Consider the following 20,565-nt stretch of genomic DNA (forward strand, 5'->3'; position numbering starts at 1 on the left):
CACTCAGCGCGATCGCGACTCTGCCGATGAGGTGATTAAGGCTGCTCTGTTCCGGCGCGGGCACTCTACTCCCAGTTGGTGAGATGTCGTGTTTTGGTTACCGGACAACACCGAACGATGACGACCGAGTGAAAGGTCACCGTTCGGCGCGCCTCGCGGCCGCCACGTCGCGCACACCCAGTGACGGCCAGAAAAGCCTTACAGGACTTGATACCCGGACCGTCCACAAGCGCACCTTCATCCGCGTTCCTCTGCGACTGTCCTTCCGGGACCGTTCCCACTCGACCCGATTCCATTTTGGACAGTCAATCGCGCACACGCGGAGCACGCGGGCCGTCCCGCCGCCCCGACCGGCGACTCCGTCCGGATGGCGCTTGACGCACCGGCCGGACAGGTGCATGCTGAGCTTATTCAACAAGTGATGAATAAGGTTTCGAAGGGGTGGGACGGATGAGCGAACGCACGAACTGCGTGGTCGTCGGCGGTGGCCCCGCGGGCATGGTCGCCGGGTTGCTGCTGGCCAGGGCCGGCATCGAGGTCACGGTGCTGGAGAAGCACAAGGACTTCCTGAGGGACTTCCGCGGCGACACCGTGCACCCGTCGACGTTGACCTTGCTGGACGAACTGGGGCTCGGCGAGAAGTTCCTCAGCCTGCCGCACAGTGAGATCTCCTACGCCGGGTTCCCCGCCGAGGACGGCACGATGATGCGCCTGGCCGATCTGACCCGGCTGAAGGTGGCGCACCCCTACATCGCGATGGTCCCGCAGTGGGACTTCCTGGACCTGCTCGCCGATGCCGGCGCGAAAGAGCCCACGTTCACGCTGCGGCAGAGCACCGAGATGACCGGTCTGCTCCTGGAGCGGGGCCGGGTGAGCGGGGTCCGCTACCGCGACGCCGACGGCAAGACCGGCGAACTACGCGCCGACCTGGTGATCGCCGCCGACGGACGCTGGTCCCTGGCCCGGCGGGAGGCCGGGCTGACGACCAAGGACTACGCCATCCCGTTCGACGCGTGGTGGTTCCGGATCTCGCGGCGGGACGGCGAGGGCGAGGGCATGCTGACCCCGAAGATGCGGGATCGCCGCTTCGCGGTGCCGCTCCCGCGCAAGGGGTACTTCCAGATCGCCTATCTCAGCCCCAAGGGCGGCGACCTCCGGGAGAAGGGCATCGAAGCGTTCCGGGAGAACGTGGCCGCGATCCTCCCCGAGCTGGCCGACCGCGTGGACGAGCTGAAGACGACCGACGACGTCAAGTTCCTCGACGTCAAGATGAACCTGCTGCGGAAGTGGCACATCGACGGGCTGCTGTGCATCGGTGACGCGGCGCACGCGATGTCACCGGTCGGCGGGGTCGGTATCAACCTCGCGGTGCAGGACGCGGTCGCGGCCGCCGGCCTGCTCGCCGAGCCGCTGCGGCGGGGAAGGCCGTCGGTGGCGGACCTGGCGAAGGTCCGTAAACGCCGTCTCGCGCCGACGATGCTGGTGCAGGGGGTCCAGCGGATACTGCACGAGAACATCATGCGGCCGGTCATGGAGGGCAAGCGCAACGGCCCGCCCGCGCTGATGGTGAAGCTGTTCAGCCGCTTCCCCGTGCTCTCCTACGTGCCCGCGCGAGTGCTGGGTCTCGGCCTCCGGCCCGAGCACGCCCCCGCCTTCGCGCGGCGGGCGATGGAACCGGCCGGGAGCTGACGGGCGGCCGCGCGCATGCAATGAAAGGCCCCTTCATCGCAAATTTTGCGATGAAGGGGCCTTTCATTGCGCTTGGGTCAGACGGCCTGGACCGGATTCGTCAGGGTGCCGATGCCGTCGATGGTGATCGAAACCGACTGACCGTCCTCGATCGGGCCGACGCCCTCGGGGGTCCCGGTCAGGATGACGTCGCCGGGCAGCAGGGTCATCACCCCGGACACGAATTCGACCAGTTCGGGGATCTTGTGGACCAGGTCCGACGTCCGGCCGTCCTGCTTGAGCACACCGTCGACCTCGGACCTGAGCGCGAGGTCGGTCGCGTCGATCGAGGTCTCGATCCACGGACCCAGCGGGCAGAAGGTGTCGAAACCCTTCGCCCGGCCCCACTGGCCGTCGGCCTTCTGCAGGTCACGCGCGCTGACGTCGTTCGCGACGGTGTAGCCGAGGATCACGCTCGCCGCGCGGGCGGCGGGCACGTTCTTCACCGGCTGGCCGATGACGATCGCCAGTTCGCCCTCGAAGTCGACGCGGCCGATGCCGTCGGGACGGCGGATCGGCGCGTTCGGGCCGATCACCGTGGTCGACGGCTTGATGAACAGCATCGGGTCCGCCGGGACCTCGTTGCCGAACTCCGCGGCGTGCTTGGCGTAGTTGCGGCCGACGGCGATCACCTTCGACGGAAGGATCGGCGCGAGCAGCCGGACGTCGGCGAGCGGCCAGCGCTTGCCGGTGAAGTTGGGGTTGCCGAAGGGGTGCTCGGCGATTTCCAGTACCTGGGCGTCGTCGCCGTCCCCTTCGATCGAAGCGAACGCGACACCACCGGGATGAGCAATTCGGGCTAGGCGCACTCCCCCACTCTACGACCTGTGCGCGGGTGCCTCACTGAGGGACTTGTGCACGAGCGCGTCGCACAGCGCGAGCCAGCTCGCCTCGACGATGTTGCCGTGCACGCCGACCGTGGTCCACTCCCGTTCGCCGTCGCTGGTCTCGACGAGCACGCGCGTGACGGCGTCGGTGCCCGGATGGCCGGGCAGGATCCGCACCTTGTAGTCGGCCAGCTCGACACTGTCCAACCAGGACAGATGCGGGCTGAGCGCCTCGCGCAGGGCGGCGTCGAGCGCGTGCACGGGGCCGTTGCCTTCGGCGGTGGCGATCACCCGCTGTCCGGCGACGTGCACCTTCACCGTCGCCTCGGAGACGACCTCGCCGTCGGAACGGTGGTCCAGTACGACCCGGTAGGACTCGAGTTCGAACGGCGGTTCGTCGAGGACGTCGTTCTGCGGGCCGTCGACCTCCCGCCGCAGCAACAGTTCCAGTGAAGCGTCCGCGGCCTCGAAGGACCAGCCTTCGGATTCGAGTTGCTTCACCTTGCGTACGGCGCTCGTCAGCGCCTCGGGCTGGCCGGCAAGGTCGACCCCGAGCTCACGTCCCTTGAGCTCCAGGCTGGCCCTGCCGGCCATCTCGGTGACCAGTACCCGCATGTCATTGCCGACAGAAGCTGGATCGATGTGGTTGTACAGCAACGGATCCACCTTGATCGCGCTCGCGTGCAGTCCCGCCTTGTGGGCGAAGGCCGACGCCCCTACGTAAGCCTGGTGGGTGTAGGGGGCGAGGTTGGCGATTTCGGCAAGCGCATGGGAGACCCGGGTGAGCTCGGCGGCGCCTCCGGTCGGGAGCACCTCCATTCCGAGCTTGGTCACCAGATTTCCCGTCACGGCGAACAGATCGGCGTTACCCGCCCGTTCGCCGTAACCATTGGCGGTGCACTGGACGTGCGTCACGCCGGCCTGCACGGCGGCGACGGAGTTCGCCACCGCGCAGGAAGTGTCGTCCTGGCAATGGATTCCGAGCCGGAATCCGGTCCTTTCCTTGACCTCGCGGACGGTTTCCGCGAGGCCGAGCGGCAATTGGCCGCCGTTGGTGTCGCACAGCACGGCGACGTCGACACCGGCGTCCATCCCCGCGTCGAGCACCTTCAGCGCGGTGACCGGGGAAAACGCGTAGCCGTCGAAAAAGTGTTCCGCGTCAAGGAAGACGCGACGTCCTTCGCCGACGAGGAACGCGACGGTGTCCCGTACCATCGCGCAGGCTTCGTCGACGTCGACCCGCAGCGCGCGCTCGATGTGGCGAAGGTCCGATTTGGCCACCAGCGTGATCACCGGCGCCTGGGCGTCGAGCAGGGCGCGAACCTGGGTGTCCTCGTCCGCTTTGGTGCCCGCCTTCCGGGTCGCGCCGAAGGCCACGAGCGCGGCGTGGCGGAGTTTCAGTTCGCCGGAAGCGGCGCGGGCGAAGAATTCCGTGTCCTTGGGCAGCGCGCCCGGCCAGCCGCCTTCGATGAACCCGACCCCGAGGTCGTCGAGCAGCCTCGCCACCGCCAGTTTGTCCGTGACGGAGTAGGAGATCCCCTCGCGCTGCGCGCCGTCGCGCAACGTCGTGTCGTAGAGGTGGAATGCGTCGCCGAGCGGGGTGTCGGCGGGCTCCGTGCGAGTCACGGGGAACTCCTCGTGGTGGGGCGAAGCTGGTTCAGGCAACAAAAAAACCTCCCGCATGGGTGCGAGAGGTTGCGCGCCGGGAGCTCTTGTGGAGCGGTTATCCGGCGCGCTCGGCGATAATGATGGTGCAGGAGGTCACGAACGCATCATGACACACGCCTCGCCGGGCGTCCACAAGCCGGGCGTCACTTCCCACTACCTGGGAGTCGCGAGACGCAATGAAGGGGCCTTTCATCGCAAAATTTGCGATGAAAGGCCCCTTCATTGCGGAGCTTTGCCCGAACGACTACTGAGTGACCGTGCGCACGTTCGACGAAACGAGGGCCGCCAGCCGGTCCCCGATCGCGTGCGTCGCGCCGGGCGACGCCTGGTCGCGGGTCGCGAGGTCGAAGGCAACCGAGGCCTCGATCCGCCGCGCCGCTTCCTTCTGTCCCAAGTGGTCCAGCAGCAACGCGACCGAAAGCACCGCGGCGGTCGGGTCGGCGAGACCCTGGCCCGCGATGTCCGGGGCACTGCCGTGCACCGGCTCGAACATGCTCGGGTTCCGCCGCGTGATGTCGAGGTTCCCGCTCGCCGCGAGCCCGATGCCACCGGTCACGGCCGCCGCGAGGTCGGTGATGATGTCGCCGAACAGGTTGTCCGTCACCACGACGTCGAAGCGGGACGGGTCGGTCACCAGGTGGATGGTCGCGGCGTCCACATGGGAGTAGGCGACCGTCACCTCCGGGTGCTCCAACGAGACCTCTTCGACGATCCGCGACCACAGCGAACCCGCGTACTCCAGCACGTTCGTCTTGTGCAGCAGCGTCAGATGCTTGCGAGGCCGCGCCTCGGCACGGTTGAACGCGTCGGTCACCACGCGCCGGACGCCGAACGCCGTGTTGACGCTGACCTCCGTCGCGATCTCGTGCTCGGTGTCCTTGCGCAGCAAGCCACCGTTGCCCGCGTACGGGCCTTCGGTGCCTTCACGCACGACGACCATGTCGATCTCGCCCGAATCGGCGAGCGGGCCGCGCACCCCCGGGTACAACCGCGCGGGGCGGAGGTTCACATGGTGATCGAGCTCGAACCGGAGCCGCAGCAGCAGCCCACGCTCCAGAATGCCGCTCGGCACCGTCGGGTCGCCCACCGCGCCCAGCAGGATCGCGTCGTGCTGCCGGAGTTCACCGAGTACGGACTCCGGGAGCAGCTCACCGGTGGAGTGCCACCGGGCGGCGCCGAGGTCGTAGTTCGTGATCTCCGCCGCCGGTACGACCTCACCGAGCACCTTGAGCGCCTCGGAGACCACTTCGGGCCCGATCCCGTCTCCTGGGATCACCGCGAGCCGCATCCACACACCTCCGTAGACCAGGCCACCGGCAGTCCGGATGGCCCATCCGCAAGAAAACGCCAGCAGCGGAAGGTTACCGGCTGTAGCCCGGTAGCCGTAGCCGCACCACCCTTATGCCGGAACCTCCCACAGAGCGAGACAGCCGAAAGGGTGAATACAAGAAGGGACGCCCTGGCGCACACCTTGCCGCCAGGGCGTCCTTCACCTCATCGAACGCGGATTACCGCACTACCGATCAACCCACCCCGATCGGCTGACGCCCGGTGTGCCGGCCACCGTTGCCCGGCCGGTCGACACCGGCGTTCCCGCCACCGGAGTTCGCCTGGATCTTCACCACGTTCGCCCGGTTGCCCGAGGCGTTGTGGTGCTCGATCGCCAGCAGACCGAGGACGGTGTCCTGCGCGGCCGCGTTGCGGTTGACCACCAGCGCCGTGCCCGGCTTCGCTACGTAGCCCAGCGCGGAGTCGCCGCCGCCCTGGACCGTGTACGAGGGAGCCAAGGCGTCGAACGAAAGCGGCGTGCCGACGTAGTCGATCGTCGACGAGCCCGCACCGGGCGCCGCGTAGAACCCGGAGGTCCCGACCGTGTAGCTGATCTTGTGCGACGCGGCGTTCGGATCGATGCCCAGTGCCGCGATGCTCACCGGCAGCACGACGGCGTTGGTGTCGTACACGTTGGTGTCGACGTCGCCGAGCTGGCCGTTGACCGGCTGGATGTCCACCTGCGGGAAGCCCGGCTTCAGCGCCACGGTGACCGCCACGAGGACGTCGGTGGACGTCACCTTGGTCACATAGGTTTCGAAGTCCGGCTGTCCGTCGCCCGTGGTGTCGATGTCCACGAACGGCGAGGTGTTGCTGCCCATGTTGGCCAGATCGCTCCAGGTGGTGAGACCGAAGGCCAGCAACGCGTTCTCCGGCTGCCCCTGCGCCTTGGCCAGCGGAGCCGTGGACGCCGCGCCGACGTAGCGCAGGTCGCCGCCCTTGGCGGTCTGGTTCAGCGTGCAGTCGGTGGTGACGTCGCCGTCGCACTCGGGCAGCTGCGGGGATTCCGCCTGCAGTTCGAGCACGCTGATCAGCGAGCGGTACCGCTGCGGACCGGTGCCCTGGTCCACGCCCTTGCCGGTCAGGTTCAGCACGGCCTGGTCCTGGCCGGCGCCGAAGTTGACGTTGCCCGGGGTGTTGATGGACGAGACGGGCTTCGGCGCGGAGTACACCGAGAGCCGCAGCGGAACGGTGGTGCCGCTCTTCGGGGTGAACGCGATCCGGCCGGAGGCGTCCGCCACGAACTGCCGGGCGAGCCCGACCTGCGTCGCCGCCATGGTCGGGTCCATGACCTTGCGGAGCGCCTTGGGGTCGGCGATCTTCAGGGTCACCTTCACCAGCGCGACACCGCGCGGGCTCAGCTTCACGGTCGGCTTGTCCACTGTGTACTCGACACCGGGGAGCGAGTTCACGGCTTCGTAGCCCACCGAGTACTCGACCGGCTTGATGCCCTTGTTGACCACCTTGACCGTCTTGGTCAGCGTGACCGGACCGCCCGCTTCGACGACACCGAAGTTGACCGTGACGAAGCCGGGGTTGTCGACGACGTAGGCCAGGACCTGGTTGTCCAGCGCGGCTTTCGCGTCGATCCGGCCGCTGCCGACGCGCTGCGGGCCGTAGGTGCGGCCGGAGGCGTCGTGGATGTCGTGCCCGGCGGTGTTGATGACCGAGGCCTTGACCTCCTCGACCGACCAGTCGGGGTGCGCCTGACGGATCAGGGCGGTGATCCCCGAGGTGTGCGGAGCCGCCATCGACGTCCCGGAGATGACCAGGCGTCCGGCACCGCTGCCTGCCAGCGCCGAAGAGATCGAGTCACCGGGCGCCGCGACGTCCGGCTTGACCGCCGGACCCCGCCCGCCACGCGAGGTGAACGAGCTCGGGGTGTCCACGATGGACTGGTCGGTGGTCGGCACGGACACGCGGCCCTTGCCGGTCATGCGGACCTGCAGCGTGCCCGCGGCCAGCGCCGGGCGGACCGAGGCGGTCGCGCTGCCGGTCAGCTGGAACGTCGGCAGGGCCGCGTTGCCCGCGATCCCGGCCGAGAAGTGCTCCAGCGTGGACGAGAACAGGGCGCCCTTGGCACCGGCGGCCTGCGCGTTGTTCGAGCGGGCGCCCGAACCGCAAGCGCGGGTCGCGTCGTTGTCGTCCCATTCGAGGAACACGATCTTGCCCGCGGCCTTCGCCTTGTCGGCGGCGGAGTACGGCTTGCAGCCCGCGGCGTTGTCGGCCGACAGCGTGACCACCGGCGCGGTGACGTCGAGCGTGTCGTAGGCCGCGTAGTTCTGGCTGAACTGCCCGGTCTTCGCACCCTTGACGCCGTCGGGAGCGACGGCCTCGACGGCGTCGCGCAGGACGGACGCGTCACGGCTGCTGGCGACGGTCAGCGCCTCGGGCGTGTTGCCCGGCGCGCCGCCGACGTCGTTGAGGTCGCCGCCGTTGCCCGCGGAGAACACCGGGACCACGTTGTTCGCGGCGATCTTGCGCACGAACAGCGAATCCGGGTCGTCCGGGGTGGCGAAATCCCCGCCCAGCGACAGGTTGACCACGTCGAGGTGGTCGGTGAAGTCACCGTCGCCGTCCGGGTCGAGCGACCAGTCGAGCGCCTGCGAGGTGACGTTGGTCGAGCCGTCGCAGCCGAAGACCTTGATCGCGTACAGCAGGGCCTTGGGCGCGGTGCCCGGGCCGATCTGCATCGCTTCGATCTTCTTCTTGTTGAGCTTCTTGTAGTCGCCCGTGAAGGTCTTGCCCGCTTCGTCGACACCGAATCCGGCGACCGTGCCCGCGACGTGCGTGCCGTGGTGGCCGCAGGCGAGCGGGTTGGGGTCGGGCTTCGGGGTCTTGAGGGCCGGGTCGTCACTGCCGGAGTCGTAGGCGTCGCCGACCAGGTCGATACCGCCGACGACCTTGCCGGTCGGGAAGGCCGGGGTGGCCTGGTCGCGGTTGATCGCCTTGTACGCCTCGGCCGTGCCCGGACCGCCGAAGTCGGCGTGGGTGTAGTCGATGCCGTCGTCGATCACGCCGACGCGGATGCCGTCGCCGTAACGGCCGGTCTGCTGCCACGACGCGAGCGTGTTGGTCAGCTGGACCGCGCTGGAGTTGGTGCGGGTCTTCGGCACCACCTTCTTGACGGAGATGACGTCCGGCCGCTTCGCCAGCTCGCGGATCTTCGCCGCGTCGGCCGTGACGACCGCGCCCGCGACCGCGTTCGAGGTCTGGGTGACCAGCTGGGTGCCGGCGTCGGCGGCCTTGAGCTGACCGACGACCGAGTTCACCGTGGCGGCGGCGTCGGCCTTGGCCGCCTTCGCGGCCTGCTTGGCCTTCTCCTTGCCGGCGCCCTTGTTCTGCTCGGCGTTGAAGGCGTCGACGGCGGGCTGCTTGGCCAGCTCGACAAAGGCGGTGATCTGCCCCTGCGCGGCCTTGAGCTTCGGTTCGACCTTCCCCTGGAAGCCATTACGGTCGATCTTCGCCGGCGTGACGCCGTCCGCGAGCGGGACATCCTGTGCGGCTGCCGTCGCCCCGGTCACGGACGTCGCGAGCAGTGCGGCGAAGACCGCGGCCGATGAGCGGATGGCCCACCGGGGTACGCGGGATCTGTTCATGAGTACATGCCCTCACTCGAGGCCTGGACTTCGAACCTGCCTGCCGCTCGAACACACCCCCGACGGTGAGCCCCGGCGCCGCGCCATGCCCTTCACGACGCGATGGTTCGGCCTCGCCGCAAGAACCTATCCGGGGACCAGCCCGACTTCAGTAGGCATTTTTCACCGTTATTGAATCTTGCTCGTGTTCGCGAACACCGCACACACAACGACCACAGTTGGTCGACTAATCGCGGAAGTACATGAAGGCCCCCATCCTTGCGTCAGGCGCAAGGATGGGGGCCTTCATGTACTACTCGGGAGATCAGCCGAAGTTGACCGCGCGGATCGTGTGCGCGCCGACGGTGGCGCCGATCGGCTCCAGCAGGTGCGAGTCCACGGAACGGTCGACGCGCAGCAGCATCACCGCGTCCGCGCCGTCGGTGGTCTGGCTGATCTGCGCGGCCTCGATGTTGATGCCCGCCTCGCCGAGCAGCGTGCCGACGCGGCCCATGATGCCGGGCCGGTCCGGATACTCGAGCAGCAGCACGTTGCCCTCGGCGCGCAGGTCGAAGTGGCGGCCGTTGACCTCGACCAGCTTCTCGACCTCGTCCTTGCCGGTGACCGAACCGGACACCGACAGGGTCGCGCCGTCGGCGTAGACCGCGCGGACGGTGACCAGGCTGCGGAACTTGGGGCTTTCGGTCTCGGTGACCAGTTCGACCTGGACACCCAGTTCTTCGGCGACGCGCGGGGCGTTCACGAAGGTGACCTGGTCCTCGACGACGCCGGAGAACACGCCGCGCTCGGCGGCGAGCGGGAGCACGCTGACGTCTTCGCTGGACAGCTCGCCCTTGACCACGACGGTGACCGAGGACGGCGCCTTCGGGTTGAGCGCGGTCAGCACGGTGCCGAGCTTCTGGGTGAGCGAGAGGTACGGCCGCACGTGCTCGCCGACCGTGCCGCCGCCCGCGACGTTCACCGCGTCCGGCACGAAGTCACCGCGCAGCGCGAGCAGCACGGACTTCGCGACGTCGGTGCCCGCGCGGTCCTGCGCCTCGGCGGTCGACGCGCCCAGATGCGGCGTGACGACGACGTTCGGCAGCCCGAACAGCGGGCTCTCGGTGGTCGGCTCGGTGACGAACACGTCGACACCGGCGCCGCCGACGTGGCCGGAGCGCACCGCGTCCGCCAGCGCCTCCTCGTCGATGAGGCCACCCCGCGCGGCGTTGACGATGATGACGCCCGGCTTGACCTTCTTGAGCGCCTCGGCGCCGATCAGGCCCTTGGTCTCCGGGGTCTTCGGCAGGTGGATGGAGATCGCGTCGGCGCGCTCCAGCAGCTCGTCCAGGGTGACCAGCTCGATGCCGAGCTGCGCGGCGCGAGCCGCCGAGACGTAGGGGTCGTACGCGATGAGCTTGGTGTCGAAGGCGGCGAGGCGCTGCGCGAACAGCTGGCCGATCTTGCCGAGGCCGACCACGCCGATGGTCTTGCCCTGGATCTCCACACCGGAGTAGGCGCTGCGCTTCCACGCGCCGCCCTGGAGGCTCTGGTCCGCGGCCGGGACCCGGCGGGCGACCGCCAGCAGCAGCGCGACGGCGTGCTCGGCGGCGGAGACGATGTTCGACGTCGGCGCGTTGACCACCAGCACACCGCGTTCGGTGGCGGCGGGGACCTCGACGTTGTCCAGCCCGACGCCGGCGCGGGCGACCACCTTGAGCGAGGTGGTGGCGGCGAGGACCTCGGCGTCGACCTTGGTGGCGGACCGCACGAGCAGCGCGTCCGCCGTCTTCACGGCTTCGAGCAGCGCGGGGCGGTCCGTGCCGTCCACATGCTGGACCTCGACCTCGTCGGAGAACACGCTCAGCACGGAAGGAGCGAGCTTCTCCGCGATGAGGACGACGGGCTTGTTCGGCTTGGTCACGATACGGCTCCCACTATCTGGTCCAGTGCCTCAGAACTACGGCCACGCCGTTGTGCCCGGTTGCGCCGCAGTTTAGACCGGGTGACAAGGGATTGTTAACTCGCCCGTAATCCGGCGAAAACGAGATCGAGGAGCCGGTCGAGGCCCTTGTCACCCGAAAGATGTTCACTGGCCCAGGAAAGCGCGTGCAGCAGCACCAGTAATTCGTGTGCTGTGACGTCCGCCCGGAGCTTCCCCGAGCCCTTCGCCCTTTCCACCAGATGGGACACGCCCTCTTGCATCGCGTGACACGAGGCGTACAGCGGAGAGGTTTCGTCGTTGAGGACGTCGACCATCAGTTCGGGTAGTCCGCGGTACCGCGCCGACTGTTCACCCATCCCGGCGAGCCACGCCTTCAGCGCGGTCAAGGGCTCCGGCGAGTCCAGGAGTTCGCGGGCCGCCGCGGCCTGCGCGTCGAACCCTTCGCGGAGCACGGTCTCGACCAAGGCTTCCCGGGTCGGGAAGTGCCGATAGAGCGTCCCGATGCCGACACCGGCCTGACGGGCGATCTCTTCCAGCGACGCCTCGACCCCGTGCGCGGCGAAAGCACGCCTCGCTTCTTCGAGGAGGCGCTCGTAGTTACGCCGGGCGTCCGCGCGCAGCGGTCTCTTCACGGTGTCCATCGCGCTCCCGAGCCTAGCCTCGACAAATCGGAGGCAGCCTCCGTATAGTTCGGCCAGTAACCGGAGGCTGCCTCATGTTAGCTGGGGAGACAAAAATGAACCTGATCGAAGAGACCCGGGACCGGCTCGGACCGGTCGGTGTCTGGTTGCCGCTGGGCATGGTCCAGCCACCACCCGACGAGGAACGACGGGCGACGCGACGACTGGAGGAGCTGGGCTATCGCACCGTGTGGGCCGGCGAGGGGCCGGGGAACCGGGAACTGTTCGCGCACAGCGCGATCGCGCTCGCCTCGACCGAACGAGTGGTGCTCGGCACCGGCATCGCCAACATCTGGTCACGGCCCGCGTACACCACCCAGGCCGGCGGACGGACGCTCGCGCACGCCTTCCCCGGGCGGTTCGTGCTCGGAGTCGGCATCGGCCACGCTCACCAGGCCGCGAAGTCCGGATCGGACTACCGGCCGCTCGAACAAACGCGTGAGTACCTCGCGAAGATGACCGAGGCCGCGGCCGAATTCCCTTCGCCGGTCCCGTTTCCGCGGGTCCTCGCCGCCGTCGGCCCCAAGATGCTCGAACTCGCGCGGGACGCGGCGGACGGCGCGCATCCGTTCGCCCAGCCCTTCGAGCACACGCCGTACTCCCGCGAGATCCTCGGACCGGACAAGTTGCTCATCCCGACCCATTCGGTACTGCTCGGCGACCGGGAGCAGGCACGAGCGAGCGTCGCGAACGACATCGAGCTGATGAAGCAGTACGACGTCCCGCACTACTTCAAGGGCTGGAAGCGGCTGGGCTACACCGACGCGGACATCGACGGCGTCAGCGACCGGCTCGTGGACGGGCTGGTCGCCTGGGGTGACGAGGAGAAGATCGCGCGGCGGATCAAGGAACTCGTCGACGCCGGCGCGGACACCGTGCTCGTCAGCCCGGTCGGCTACGAACTCGAGGTACTGCTGGCTCAGCTCGAACGGCTCGCCCCGGCACTGACGGCGGTGACCCGATGAGCGTCGGCATCTGGACCTTTTCCTTCGACGGCAAGAAAATCGGCGAAGTCCGCGACGCGGCGTCCGAAGTCGAAGAACTGGGATTCGACACGTTGTGGTTCGGGGAGTACCTGGGACGGGAGGCGTTCACGCAAGCGGGTCTGCTGCTGGCCGCGACGGCCCGGCTGAACATCGCCACCGGCATCGCGCGCTTCAGCCACCGGGAGCCGATCGCCGCCGCGGCCGCCGAACGGACCCTCGGCGAGGCGTACCCCGGGCGGTTCACCCTCGGGCTCGGCGGACATCTGCCGGGCGCCAAACCGCTGGAGGCGATGCGCGGCTACCTCGACGGGATGGACGAGGCCGCGCTGTCCACATCGGACTCGCCGCGTCGGCGGCTCCTGGCCGCGCTGGGACCGAAGATGCTGGCCCTGGCGGCGGAACGCGCCGACGGGGCGCATCCGTACTTCGTCCCGGTCGAGCACACCGCCCACGCCCGGCGGATCATGGGCCCGTCGGCCTACCTGGCCGTCGAACAGGCCGTCGTCCTCGGCTCGGATCGGGAACCCGCCCGGCGGCACGTGTCGACGTACCTGGAGCCGGCTGCCCACCACCGGGCGAACCTGCGCCGGTTCGGGTTCACCGAAAAGGATTACGGTTCGGATCGACTGGTCGACGCGTTGGTCGCCGTCGGGGAGGACGCGATCCACGACCGCGTGCGGGCGCACCTGGACGCGGGCGCCGACCACGTCTGCCTGCAGGTCCTGACCGAGGACGACCGGATCCCGCTCGCGGAATGGCGAAGGTTGTCGGTGGTCGCCGGTAGCGTGCGGAACCGTGACGTCACCGGCTGAACTCGCCTTCGACAAGGCGCACGAACTGATCGACGCGCGGGATCTCGACGGGCTCGCGCGGCTGATCGGTGACCTGCCCACCCTGGTCCACGCGCACGGGAAGAACGGGAACGATCTGCTCGGCATGGCCACCGCGACCTGTGACGAGCGGCTGTGCCGTCTCCTGCTGGAGCACGGCGCCGATCCGGCGGCGGCGAACGTCCACGGCTGGACGGCGCTGCACCAGGCCGGATACGCCGGGCTGCCACCGCTGGTCACGATGCTGCTCGACGCGGGCGCCCCGGTCGACGTGTCCGCCCGCGGCGACGGCGGGACACCCCTCGTCGTCGCTTTGTTCTGGGGCCACCGCGAGGCCGCCGAAGTACTGGCGGCGCGCGATCCGTCCCCCGGCAACCTGCGGGTGGCGGCGGGCCTCGGCCGGGCCGACCTCCTCGATTCCCTGATCGCGCCGTACGGGACGCTCGCCCCGGCGGCGGGCGCGCATCGCGAGTTCTACCGGCCGCACAGCGGTTTCCCGGACTGGCGGCCGAGCGACGATCCGGCCGAGATCGTCGACGAGGCACTTTCCTGGGCCGCGCGCAACGACCGGTCCGACGCGGTGCGCACGCTGGTCGCGCGGGGCGCGGAGGTGGACGCCGAAGTCCATCGCGGGACGGCGTTGGCTTGGGCCGCGGCGCAGGGGAAAGCCGAGGTGATCGGGACCTTGGCGGAACTCGGCGCTTCGGTGAATCATCAGGGGACCTTCGGCGGGCTTTCGCATGGCGCGGGTGTCACGGCACTGCATCTGGCCGTGCAGGGCGGGCATGTCGCGGCGGTTCGGGCGTTGCTGGCGGCGGGGGCGGATCCTTCCCTTGAGGACTCGCTGTACTCGTCGTCGGCCGTGGGGTGGGCTGAGCACTTCGGGCAGGCGGAGATCCTGTCGGTTCTTCGGGCTGCCTGAGCGCGCTATGAAGCCTGAGCGCGCAATGAAGGGGCCTTTCATCGCAAATTTTGCGATGAAAGGCCCCTTCATTGCGCTACCGGAGCCTGTCGAGCCGTCGCCGCGCCTGTCCCGATCCTGACGCCCCCTGGCCCGCCCGGGCCTCGCCGAAGTACGACGCTCACCGAACAATGAACCGATGCGAGCGATCAGCCAAAACCGCCTGGGCGGCCCCGAAGTCCTCGAACTCGTCGACGTCGAGAGGCCCACGCCCGGCCCGACTCAGATCCTGGTCCGGGTGCACGCCGCGGGCGTCAACCCGGTGGACTGGAAGACCCGCGAGACCGGCGGGATCGGCCCGATGGGCGACCCGCCGTACATCCTCGGCTGGGACGTGTCCGGCGTGGTCGAGGAGGTCGGCGCGGGTGCGTCCCTGTTCTCCCCTGGTGACGAGGTCTTCGGCATGCCGTCGTTTCCGTTCCAGGCCGGGGCCTACGCCGAATACGTGGCCGCGCCGAGCCGTCACTTCGCGCGCAAACCGTCCACTTTGGATCATGTGCACGCGGCGGCGGTCCCGCTCGCCGGGCTCACCGTCTGGCAGAGCCTCGTCGACACGGCCGACATCCAGCCGGGGCAACGGGTCCTGATCCACGCGGCGGCCGGTGGGGTCGGCCATCTCGCGGTCCAGATCGCCAAGGCGCGCGGCGCGTACGTGATCGGCACGGCCAGCGCCGCCAAGCACGCTTTCCTTCGCGGCCTCGGCGCGGACGAACTCGTCGACTATCGCGCCGCGGACTTCGCCGAGGAGGTCCGCGACGTCGACGTCGTCCTTGACACGATCGGCATGGAGTACGGGCCGCGGTCGCTCAAGACCTTGCGCCGCGGCGGCAGGCTGATCCAGCTGACCCGCACCAACGACGAGCGGATGCCCGAATTGGCCGCCGCCTCGGGCGTCACCTGCGGATTCACCCTCGCCGAGCCGGATCGCGCCGGGCTACTGGCACTGGCGGACCTGGTCGACGGCGGACAGCTCAAGCCGACCATCGACACCGTGTTCCCGTTGGAAGAAGCCGCGAAGGCGCAGGAACTCGTGGCAGGCGGCCGCACCACCGGGAAGGTCGTGCTCGCCGTCGCCGAGTAGAACCGGTGGACAAGTGGAGTCTGTAGTCCGTATCGTCAGAGACGGACTACAGACTCCGTTTTGTCTGACTGGGAGGACCCATGACCACACCCCGCGACGTCTTCGCCGAGCTTTCCGAACTCGTCACCACCCGACGGTGGGACGAGCTGTTCGAGCTCTACGCGGAAGACGCCGTCGTCGAGAATCCGCAGCGCCCGCCCGTGCCGTCCCGGTTCGAAGGTCGCGAAACGCTGCGAAAGATCTTCTCCGGAGGACTGAACGTCAGCATGAAACGAGCGGATGTCCTGATTCACGGGACAACCGACCCAGAGGTGATCGTCGCCGAGTACCGCAACGTCGGTGAACTGCTCGACACCGGGAAATCCTTCGACATCGCCAATGTCCAAGTCCTCCGAGTACGAGACGGACTCATCGCGCACTCCCGCGACTACCACGACTACCTGCGCCTGACCGCGGCACGCGACGGCCTCGAAGAACTCGCCAAGAGCTACGAAACGGCAGAGCGGGAGATCACGCCGGTCCCGCCCCGGCCCGAGTCGACAGCGGATCCGAAGAGTCCGCGCGGGGTGTTCGAGCGACTCGTCTACGGCGTGGCGGACGGAGCGTGGAGTGAACTATCCGCGCTCTACGCCGAGGAAACCCAGGTGACGCACCCCTTCCTGCCCGGTGCGAAGACGCTGAGGAGCAGGGCGAATCTGCACGAGCATTTCAAGTTCGGCGAGCAGGGCAAGGTTCGCTTCCAGGTACGGGATCTGGTGATCCACGAGACCCTCGACCCCGAAGTGGTGATCGGCGAGTTCGACTACCAGGGCACGGCGGGAGACAGCCCGGAGTTCCGCGTCTCCAACATCTTCGTGCTGCGCGTGCGCGACGGGCTGATCGTCGAATCGCGCGACTACGCCGACCATCTCGCCATCGCGGCCGCCACCGGACGGCTCGGCGAACTGATCGCGCGCGTGCGTGCCGAAAGCTAGGACGGCAGGTTGAATTCGCCGTCCCGGACGCCCTTCACGAAGGCGTCCCATTCCGCCGGGGTGAACACCAGGATGTTGACGTCCGGGTTCGAGGACTGGCGCATCGCGGTGTAGGTGACACCGTCGGTGTGCGGCACGAAGGCGTACTCGACGCAGTCGTCGAGATCGGCGCCTTCCGGCTCCGCCCGGATCCACTTCGCGTCGCTCAGGTCCAGTTCGTGCCGGATGTGGGCCTTGTCGTCCACCGGCTGCTTACTCATGGTGCCCACGCTATCGCTTTCCGATGCGTAAACGAAGGGCCCTTCACCGTGTCTCACACGATGAAGGGCCCTTCGAGGGAGAACTAGGCGGTCTCGGTGATCGGCCGGTCCACCCACGACATCAGGTCGCGCAGCTTCTTGCCGGTCTCCTCGATCGGGTGCTGGTTGCCCTGCTCCTCGAGCTTGGTGAAGTTCGGCCGCCCGGCCTCGTCCTCGGCGACCCATTCGCGGGCGAAGGTGCCGTCCTGGATCTCGCCGAGGATCTTCTTCATCTCCTCCTTGACCGCCGGCGAGATGACGCGCGGGCCGCGGGTCAGGTCGCCGTACTCGGCGGTGTCGGAGATCGAGTAGCGCTGACGCGCGATGCCGCCCTCGTACATGAGGTCGACGATCAGCTTCAGCTCGTGCAGCACCTCGAAGTAGGCGATCTCCGGGGCGTAGCCGGCCTCGGTGAGCACCTCGAAACCGGTCTGCACCAGCGCGGAGGCGCCACCGCAGAGAACGGCCTGCTCGCCGAAGAGGTCGGTCTCGGTCTCCTCGGTGAAGGTCGTCTTGATGACACCCGCGCGGGCGCCACCGATGGCGGCGGCGTAGGACAGCGCGAGCGCCTGCGCGTTGCCGGAGGCGTCCTGCTCGACCGCGATGAGCGCCGGGACGCCCTTGCCGTCGACGAACTGGCGGCGGACCAGGTGGCCCGGGCCCTTCGGCGCGACCATGGCGACGTCGACGTTGGCAGGCGGCTTGATCAGGTCGTAACGGATGTTGAAGCCGTGACCGAAGAACAGCGCGTCGCCGTCCTTGAGGTGCGGCTCGATGTCCTTCTCGTAGATCGCGCGCTGCTTGGTGTCGGGCGCGAGGATCATGATCAGGTCGGCTTCGTCGCTGGCCTCGGCCGGGGTGAGCACGCGGAGACCCTGCTCCTCGGCCTTGGCCCGCGACTTCGAGCCCTCGGGCAGGCCGATGCGGACGTCGACGCCGGAGTCGCGCAGGCTGAGCGAGTGCGCGTGGCCCTGGCTGCCGTAGCCGATCACGGCGACTTTGCGACCCTGGATGATCGAAAGGTCCGCGTCGTCGTCGTAAAAGATTTCCACTGCCATGAGGGGTACTACTTCCTTTCCTGACTTACTGACTAAAGACTTTCAGCGGGCGGAGGTGGCGGTGATGGAGCGCGCGCCCCGGCCGACCGCGACCATTCCGGACTGGACCAGTTCGCGGATGCCATAGGGCTCCAGCATCCGCAGCAGGGCACCGATCTTGTCCGAGGTCCCGGTGGCTTCGACGGTGAGCGCCTCGGGCGACACATCCACCACCTTCGCGCGGAAAAGCTGGACTGTCTCCAGCACCTGGCTGCGCACGGTGTTGTCGGCCCGGACCTTGACGAGCAGCAGTTCGCGCTGCACGGCCGTGGACTTTTCCAGTTCCACGATCTTGATGACGTTCACCAGCTTGTTGAGCTGTTTGGTCACCTGTTCGAGCGGTAGCTCTTCGACGGCGACCACGATCGTCATCCGGGACACCTCGGGGTTCTCCGTGGGCCCGACGGCGAGGGATTCGATGTTGAAACCGCGCCGGGAGAACAGGCCGGAAACCCGCGCGAGGACACCGGGCTTGTTCTCCACCAGAACGCTCAAGGTGTGCACGCTCATCGGGTTTCTCCTTCTGTGGCGGCGTTCAGCTCCGCCTCGGCGGCGACCTCGTCGTCGTCGAAGAGCGGGCGGATTCCGCGCACGGCCATGATTTCGTCGTTACCGGTGCCCGCGGCCACCATGGGCCACACCTGGGCATCCTTCCCCACCACGAAATCGATCACGACGGGGCGGTCGTTGATCTCCATGGCGCGCCGGATGGTGGCGTCGACGTCCTCCTTGGTCTCGCAGCGCAGCCCGGCGCAGCCGAGCGCCTCCGCGAGCAGGGTGAAGTCGGGGATGCGGTGCTTGTGGGTACCGAGGTCGGTGTTGGAGTACCGCTCCGAGTAGAAGAGGTTCTGCCACTGGCGGACCATGCCCAGGTTGCCGTTGTTGATGACGGCGACCTTGATCGGCGCGCCTTCGATGGCGCAGGTGGCCAATTCCTGGTTCGTCATCTGGAAACAGCCGTCGCCGTCGATGGCCCAGACCTGCTTGTCCGGGACGCCGAACTTGGCGCCCATCGCGGCCGGGACGGCGAAGCCCATCGTGCCGAGGCCGCCGGAGTTGATCCAGGTGCGCGGGTTCTCGTACTTCACGAACTGCGCGGCCCACATCTGGTGCTGGCCGACGCCCGCGGTGTAGACCGCGTCCGGGCCGACGAGTTCACCGATGCGCTGGATGACGTACTGCGGGGAAAGGGTTCCGTCCTCGGGCCATTCGTAACCGGCCGGGTAGTCATCGCGCCAGGAGCCGACCTGTGTCCACCAGTCCTTCAGATCCGGCTTCGCGGACTTGTCTGTCTCGGCGCGGACGGCCTCGATCAGCTCGGTGATGATCTCCGCGCAGTCGCCGACGATCGGCACGTCCGCCTTGCGGTTCTTGGAGATCTCCGCCGGGTCGATGTCGGCGTGGACGATGGCGGCGTCCGGGGCGAACGAGGACAGCTGCCCGGTGACGCGGTCGTCGAAGCGGGCGCCGAGGGCGATCAGCAGATCCGCGCGCTGCATCGCGGCGACGGCGGCGACCGAACCGTGCATCCCCGGCATGCCGAGGTGCTGCGGGTGCGAGTCGGGGAACGCGCCGCGGGCCATCAGCGTGGTGACGACCGGGATCCCGGTCAGCTCGGCCAGTTCCATCAGCTGACGGGAGGCGTCGGCCTTGATGACGCCGCCGCCGACGTAGAGGACCGGGCGGCGCGACTTGCCGATCAGGCGGGCGGCCTCGCGGACCTGCTTGCCGTGCGGGCGCAGCGTGGGCCGGTACCCCGGCAGCCGCATCTCCGTCGGCCAGGAGAAGGAGGTCATCTCCTGCAGGACGTCCTTGGGGATGTCCACCAGGACCGGGCCGGGGCGGCCGGTCGAGGCGAGGTGGAAGGCCTCCGCGATGGTGCGCGGGATGTCGATGGGGTCGGTGACCAGGAAGTTGTGCTTGGTGATCGGCATCGTGATGCCGCAGATGTCGGCCTCCTGGAAGGCGTCCGTGCCGATCAGCGCACGCGACTGCTGACCGGTGATGGCGACCACCGGGACCGAGTCCATGTTCGCGTCGGCCAGCGGGGTGACCAGGTTGGTCGCGCCGGGACCCGACGTGGCCATGCACACCCCGACCTTGCCGGTCGCCTGCGCGTAGCCGGTGGCGGCGTGGCCGGCGCCCTGCTCGTGGCGGACCAGGACGTGGCGGACCTTCGTCGAGTCAAGCAACGGGTCGTACGCCGGAAGAATGGTGCCGCCGGGAATACCGAACACGACTTCCGCGCCCACCGCCTCGAGCGAACGGACGAGCGACTGCGCGCCCGTGACCCGCACCGGGGTCCCGGCGGGCGGCGCCGGCTTGGGTCGGGCTCCGGCGGTACCGGAGTTCGCATCAGCTCGCGAGGTGGCACTGGTCATCGCTTGTATGCCTCGTCTTGTCTAGTCACTCGTTCGGGTATTCATTGGCTGGTTCGGCGGTTGAAATTGTTCCAGGCAACAAAAAACCCCCGCCGACCGGAGTGGTCGCACGAGGGTCGCGCGTCGACGCAGCGGAGACTTCCCTAAGCGTCGACGCGCTTGGGAAGTACGAGGCCGGTCTGCGTTGTCACGTTGGTGAAA

General features: G+C 68.4%; 16 protein-coding genes. 6 read left to right on the top strand and 10 right to left on the bottom strand.

Annotated elements, in window-relative coordinates; all coding sequences use genetic code 11:
- Positions 1-450 precede the first annotated feature (450 nt).
- Complete coding sequence (locus AVL48_RS24920; protein WP_061982039.1) at positions 451-1,689, top strand: FAD-dependent oxidoreductase; 1,239 nt, start codon at positions 451-453, stop codon at positions 1,687-1,689.
- A gap of 77 nt (positions 1,690-1,766) precedes the next feature.
- On the opposite strand, the gene AVL48_RS24925 is transcribed toward AVL48_RS24920, so the two are convergent.
- The 6 genes from AVL48_RS24925 to AVL48_RS24950 form a co-directional block, all read right to left on the bottom strand.
- Entirely contained in the window at positions 1,767-2,537 is a 771-nt protein-coding gene (locus tag AVL48_RS24925) for a fumarylacetoacetate hydrolase family protein (protein WP_061982040.1), read from the bottom strand.
- A 9-nt stretch (positions 2,538-2,546) separates the two neighbouring features.
- Positions 2,547-4,181, bottom strand: coding sequence for a citramalate synthase (gene cimA, locus AVL48_RS24930; RefSeq protein ID WP_061982041.1), 1,635 nt, complete (start codon positions 4,179-4,181; stop codon positions 2,547-2,549).
- 286 nt (positions 4,182-4,467) lie between these two features.
- Positions 4,468-5,511 (bottom strand): 3-isopropylmalate dehydrogenase, encoded by a 1,044-nt coding sequence (locus AVL48_RS24935; protein WP_037304890.1) that lies wholly within the window; start codon positions 5,509-5,511, stop codon positions 4,468-4,470.
- A gap of 235 nt (positions 5,512-5,746) precedes the next feature.
- Positions 5,747-9,151 carry a S8 family serine peptidase gene (locus AVL48_RS24940; protein WP_061982042.1) on the bottom strand — a complete coding sequence of 1,135 codons (3,405 nt, stop codon included), beginning with the start codon at positions 9,149-9,151 and terminating at the stop codon, positions 5,747-5,749.
- Positions 9,152-9,455: 304 nt separating this feature from the next.
- Positions 9,456-11,054, bottom strand: a complete 1,599-nt coding sequence (serA, locus tag AVL48_RS24945; protein WP_061982043.1) for a phosphoglycerate dehydrogenase — start codon at positions 11,052-11,054, stop codon at positions 9,456-9,458.
- A 95-nt stretch (positions 11,055-11,149) separates the two neighbouring features.
- The gene (locus AVL48_RS24950) at positions 11,150-11,716 is read right to left on the bottom strand and encodes a TetR/AcrR family transcriptional regulator (protein WP_061982044.1); all 567 of its coding nucleotides are present in this window, start codon (positions 11,714-11,716) and stop codon (positions 11,150-11,152) included.
- A gap of 95 nt (positions 11,717-11,811) precedes the next feature.
- Here AVL48_RS24950 and AVL48_RS24955 point away from each other — a divergent pair, with 95 nt between their 5' ends.
- The 5 genes from AVL48_RS24955 to AVL48_RS24975 all read left to right on the top strand — a co-directional run bounded on the left by AVL48_RS24955 (position 11,812) and on the right by AVL48_RS24975 (position 16,587).
- Complete coding sequence (locus AVL48_RS24955; RefSeq protein ID WP_061982045.1) at positions 11,812-12,720, top strand: TIGR03620 family F420-dependent LLM class oxidoreductase; 909 nt, start codon at positions 11,812-11,814, stop codon at positions 12,718-12,720.
- On the top strand, positions 12,717-13,553 hold the full coding sequence (locus tag AVL48_RS24960) for a TIGR03620 family F420-dependent LLM class oxidoreductase (protein ID WP_061982046.1): 837 nt from the start codon (positions 12,717-12,719) through the stop codon (positions 13,551-13,553). Before AVL48_RS24955 ends, AVL48_RS24960 begins: the two co-directional genes overlap by 4 nt.
- Entirely contained in the window at positions 13,537-14,493 is a 957-nt protein-coding gene (locus AVL48_RS24965; protein ID WP_061982047.1) for an ankyrin repeat domain-containing protein, read from the top strand. The genes AVL48_RS24960 and AVL48_RS24965 overlap by 17 nt, the downstream gene beginning before the upstream one ends.
- Before the next feature lie 178 nt (positions 14,494-14,671).
- A complete protein-coding gene (locus AVL48_RS24970; RefSeq protein ID WP_061982048.1) occupies positions 14,672-15,613 on the top strand; it encodes an NADP-dependent oxidoreductase in 942 nt (313 codons plus the stop codon).
- An 80-nt stretch (positions 15,614-15,693) separates the two neighbouring features.
- On the top strand, positions 15,694-16,587 hold the full coding sequence (locus AVL48_RS24975; RefSeq protein ID WP_061982049.1) for a nuclear transport factor 2 family protein: 894 nt from the start codon (positions 15,694-15,696) through the stop codon (positions 16,585-16,587).
- On the opposite strand, the gene AVL48_RS24980 is transcribed toward AVL48_RS24975, so the two are convergent.
- The 4 genes from AVL48_RS24980 to AVL48_RS24995 form a co-directional block, all read right to left on the bottom strand.
- Positions 16,584-16,847: a DUF397 domain-containing protein gene (locus tag AVL48_RS24980; RefSeq protein WP_061982373.1), complete on the bottom strand. Its 264-nt coding sequence runs from the start codon at positions 16,845-16,847 to the stop codon at positions 16,584-16,586. The two genes, AVL48_RS24975 and AVL48_RS24980, sit on opposite strands and share 4 nt — an antisense overlap.
- Before the next feature lie 83 nt (positions 16,848-16,930).
- Positions 16,931-17,944 carry a ketol-acid reductoisomerase gene (gene ilvC / locus AVL48_RS24985; protein ID WP_061982050.1) on the bottom strand — a complete coding sequence of 338 codons (1,014 nt, stop codon included), beginning with the start codon at positions 17,942-17,944 and terminating at the stop codon, positions 16,931-16,933.
- 42 nt (positions 17,945-17,986) lie between these two features.
- Positions 17,987-18,493: an acetolactate synthase small subunit gene (gene ilvN / locus AVL48_RS24990; protein ID WP_034315713.1), complete on the bottom strand. Its 507-nt coding sequence runs from the start codon at positions 18,491-18,493 to the stop codon at positions 17,987-17,989.
- On the bottom strand, positions 18,490-20,364 hold the full coding sequence (locus AVL48_RS24995; protein ID WP_061982051.1) for an acetolactate synthase large subunit: 1,875 nt from the start codon (positions 20,362-20,364) through the stop codon (positions 18,490-18,492). Before AVL48_RS24995 ends, ilvN begins: the two co-directional genes overlap by 4 nt.
- Between the last annotated feature and the right edge of the window lie 201 nt (positions 20,365-20,565).

Source organism: Amycolatopsis regifaucium (genome assembly GCF_001613935.1).
In the GTDB taxonomy this organism is placed as follows: Bacteria; Actinomycetota; Actinomycetes; order Mycobacteriales; family Pseudonocardiaceae; genus Amycolatopsis; species Amycolatopsis regifaucium.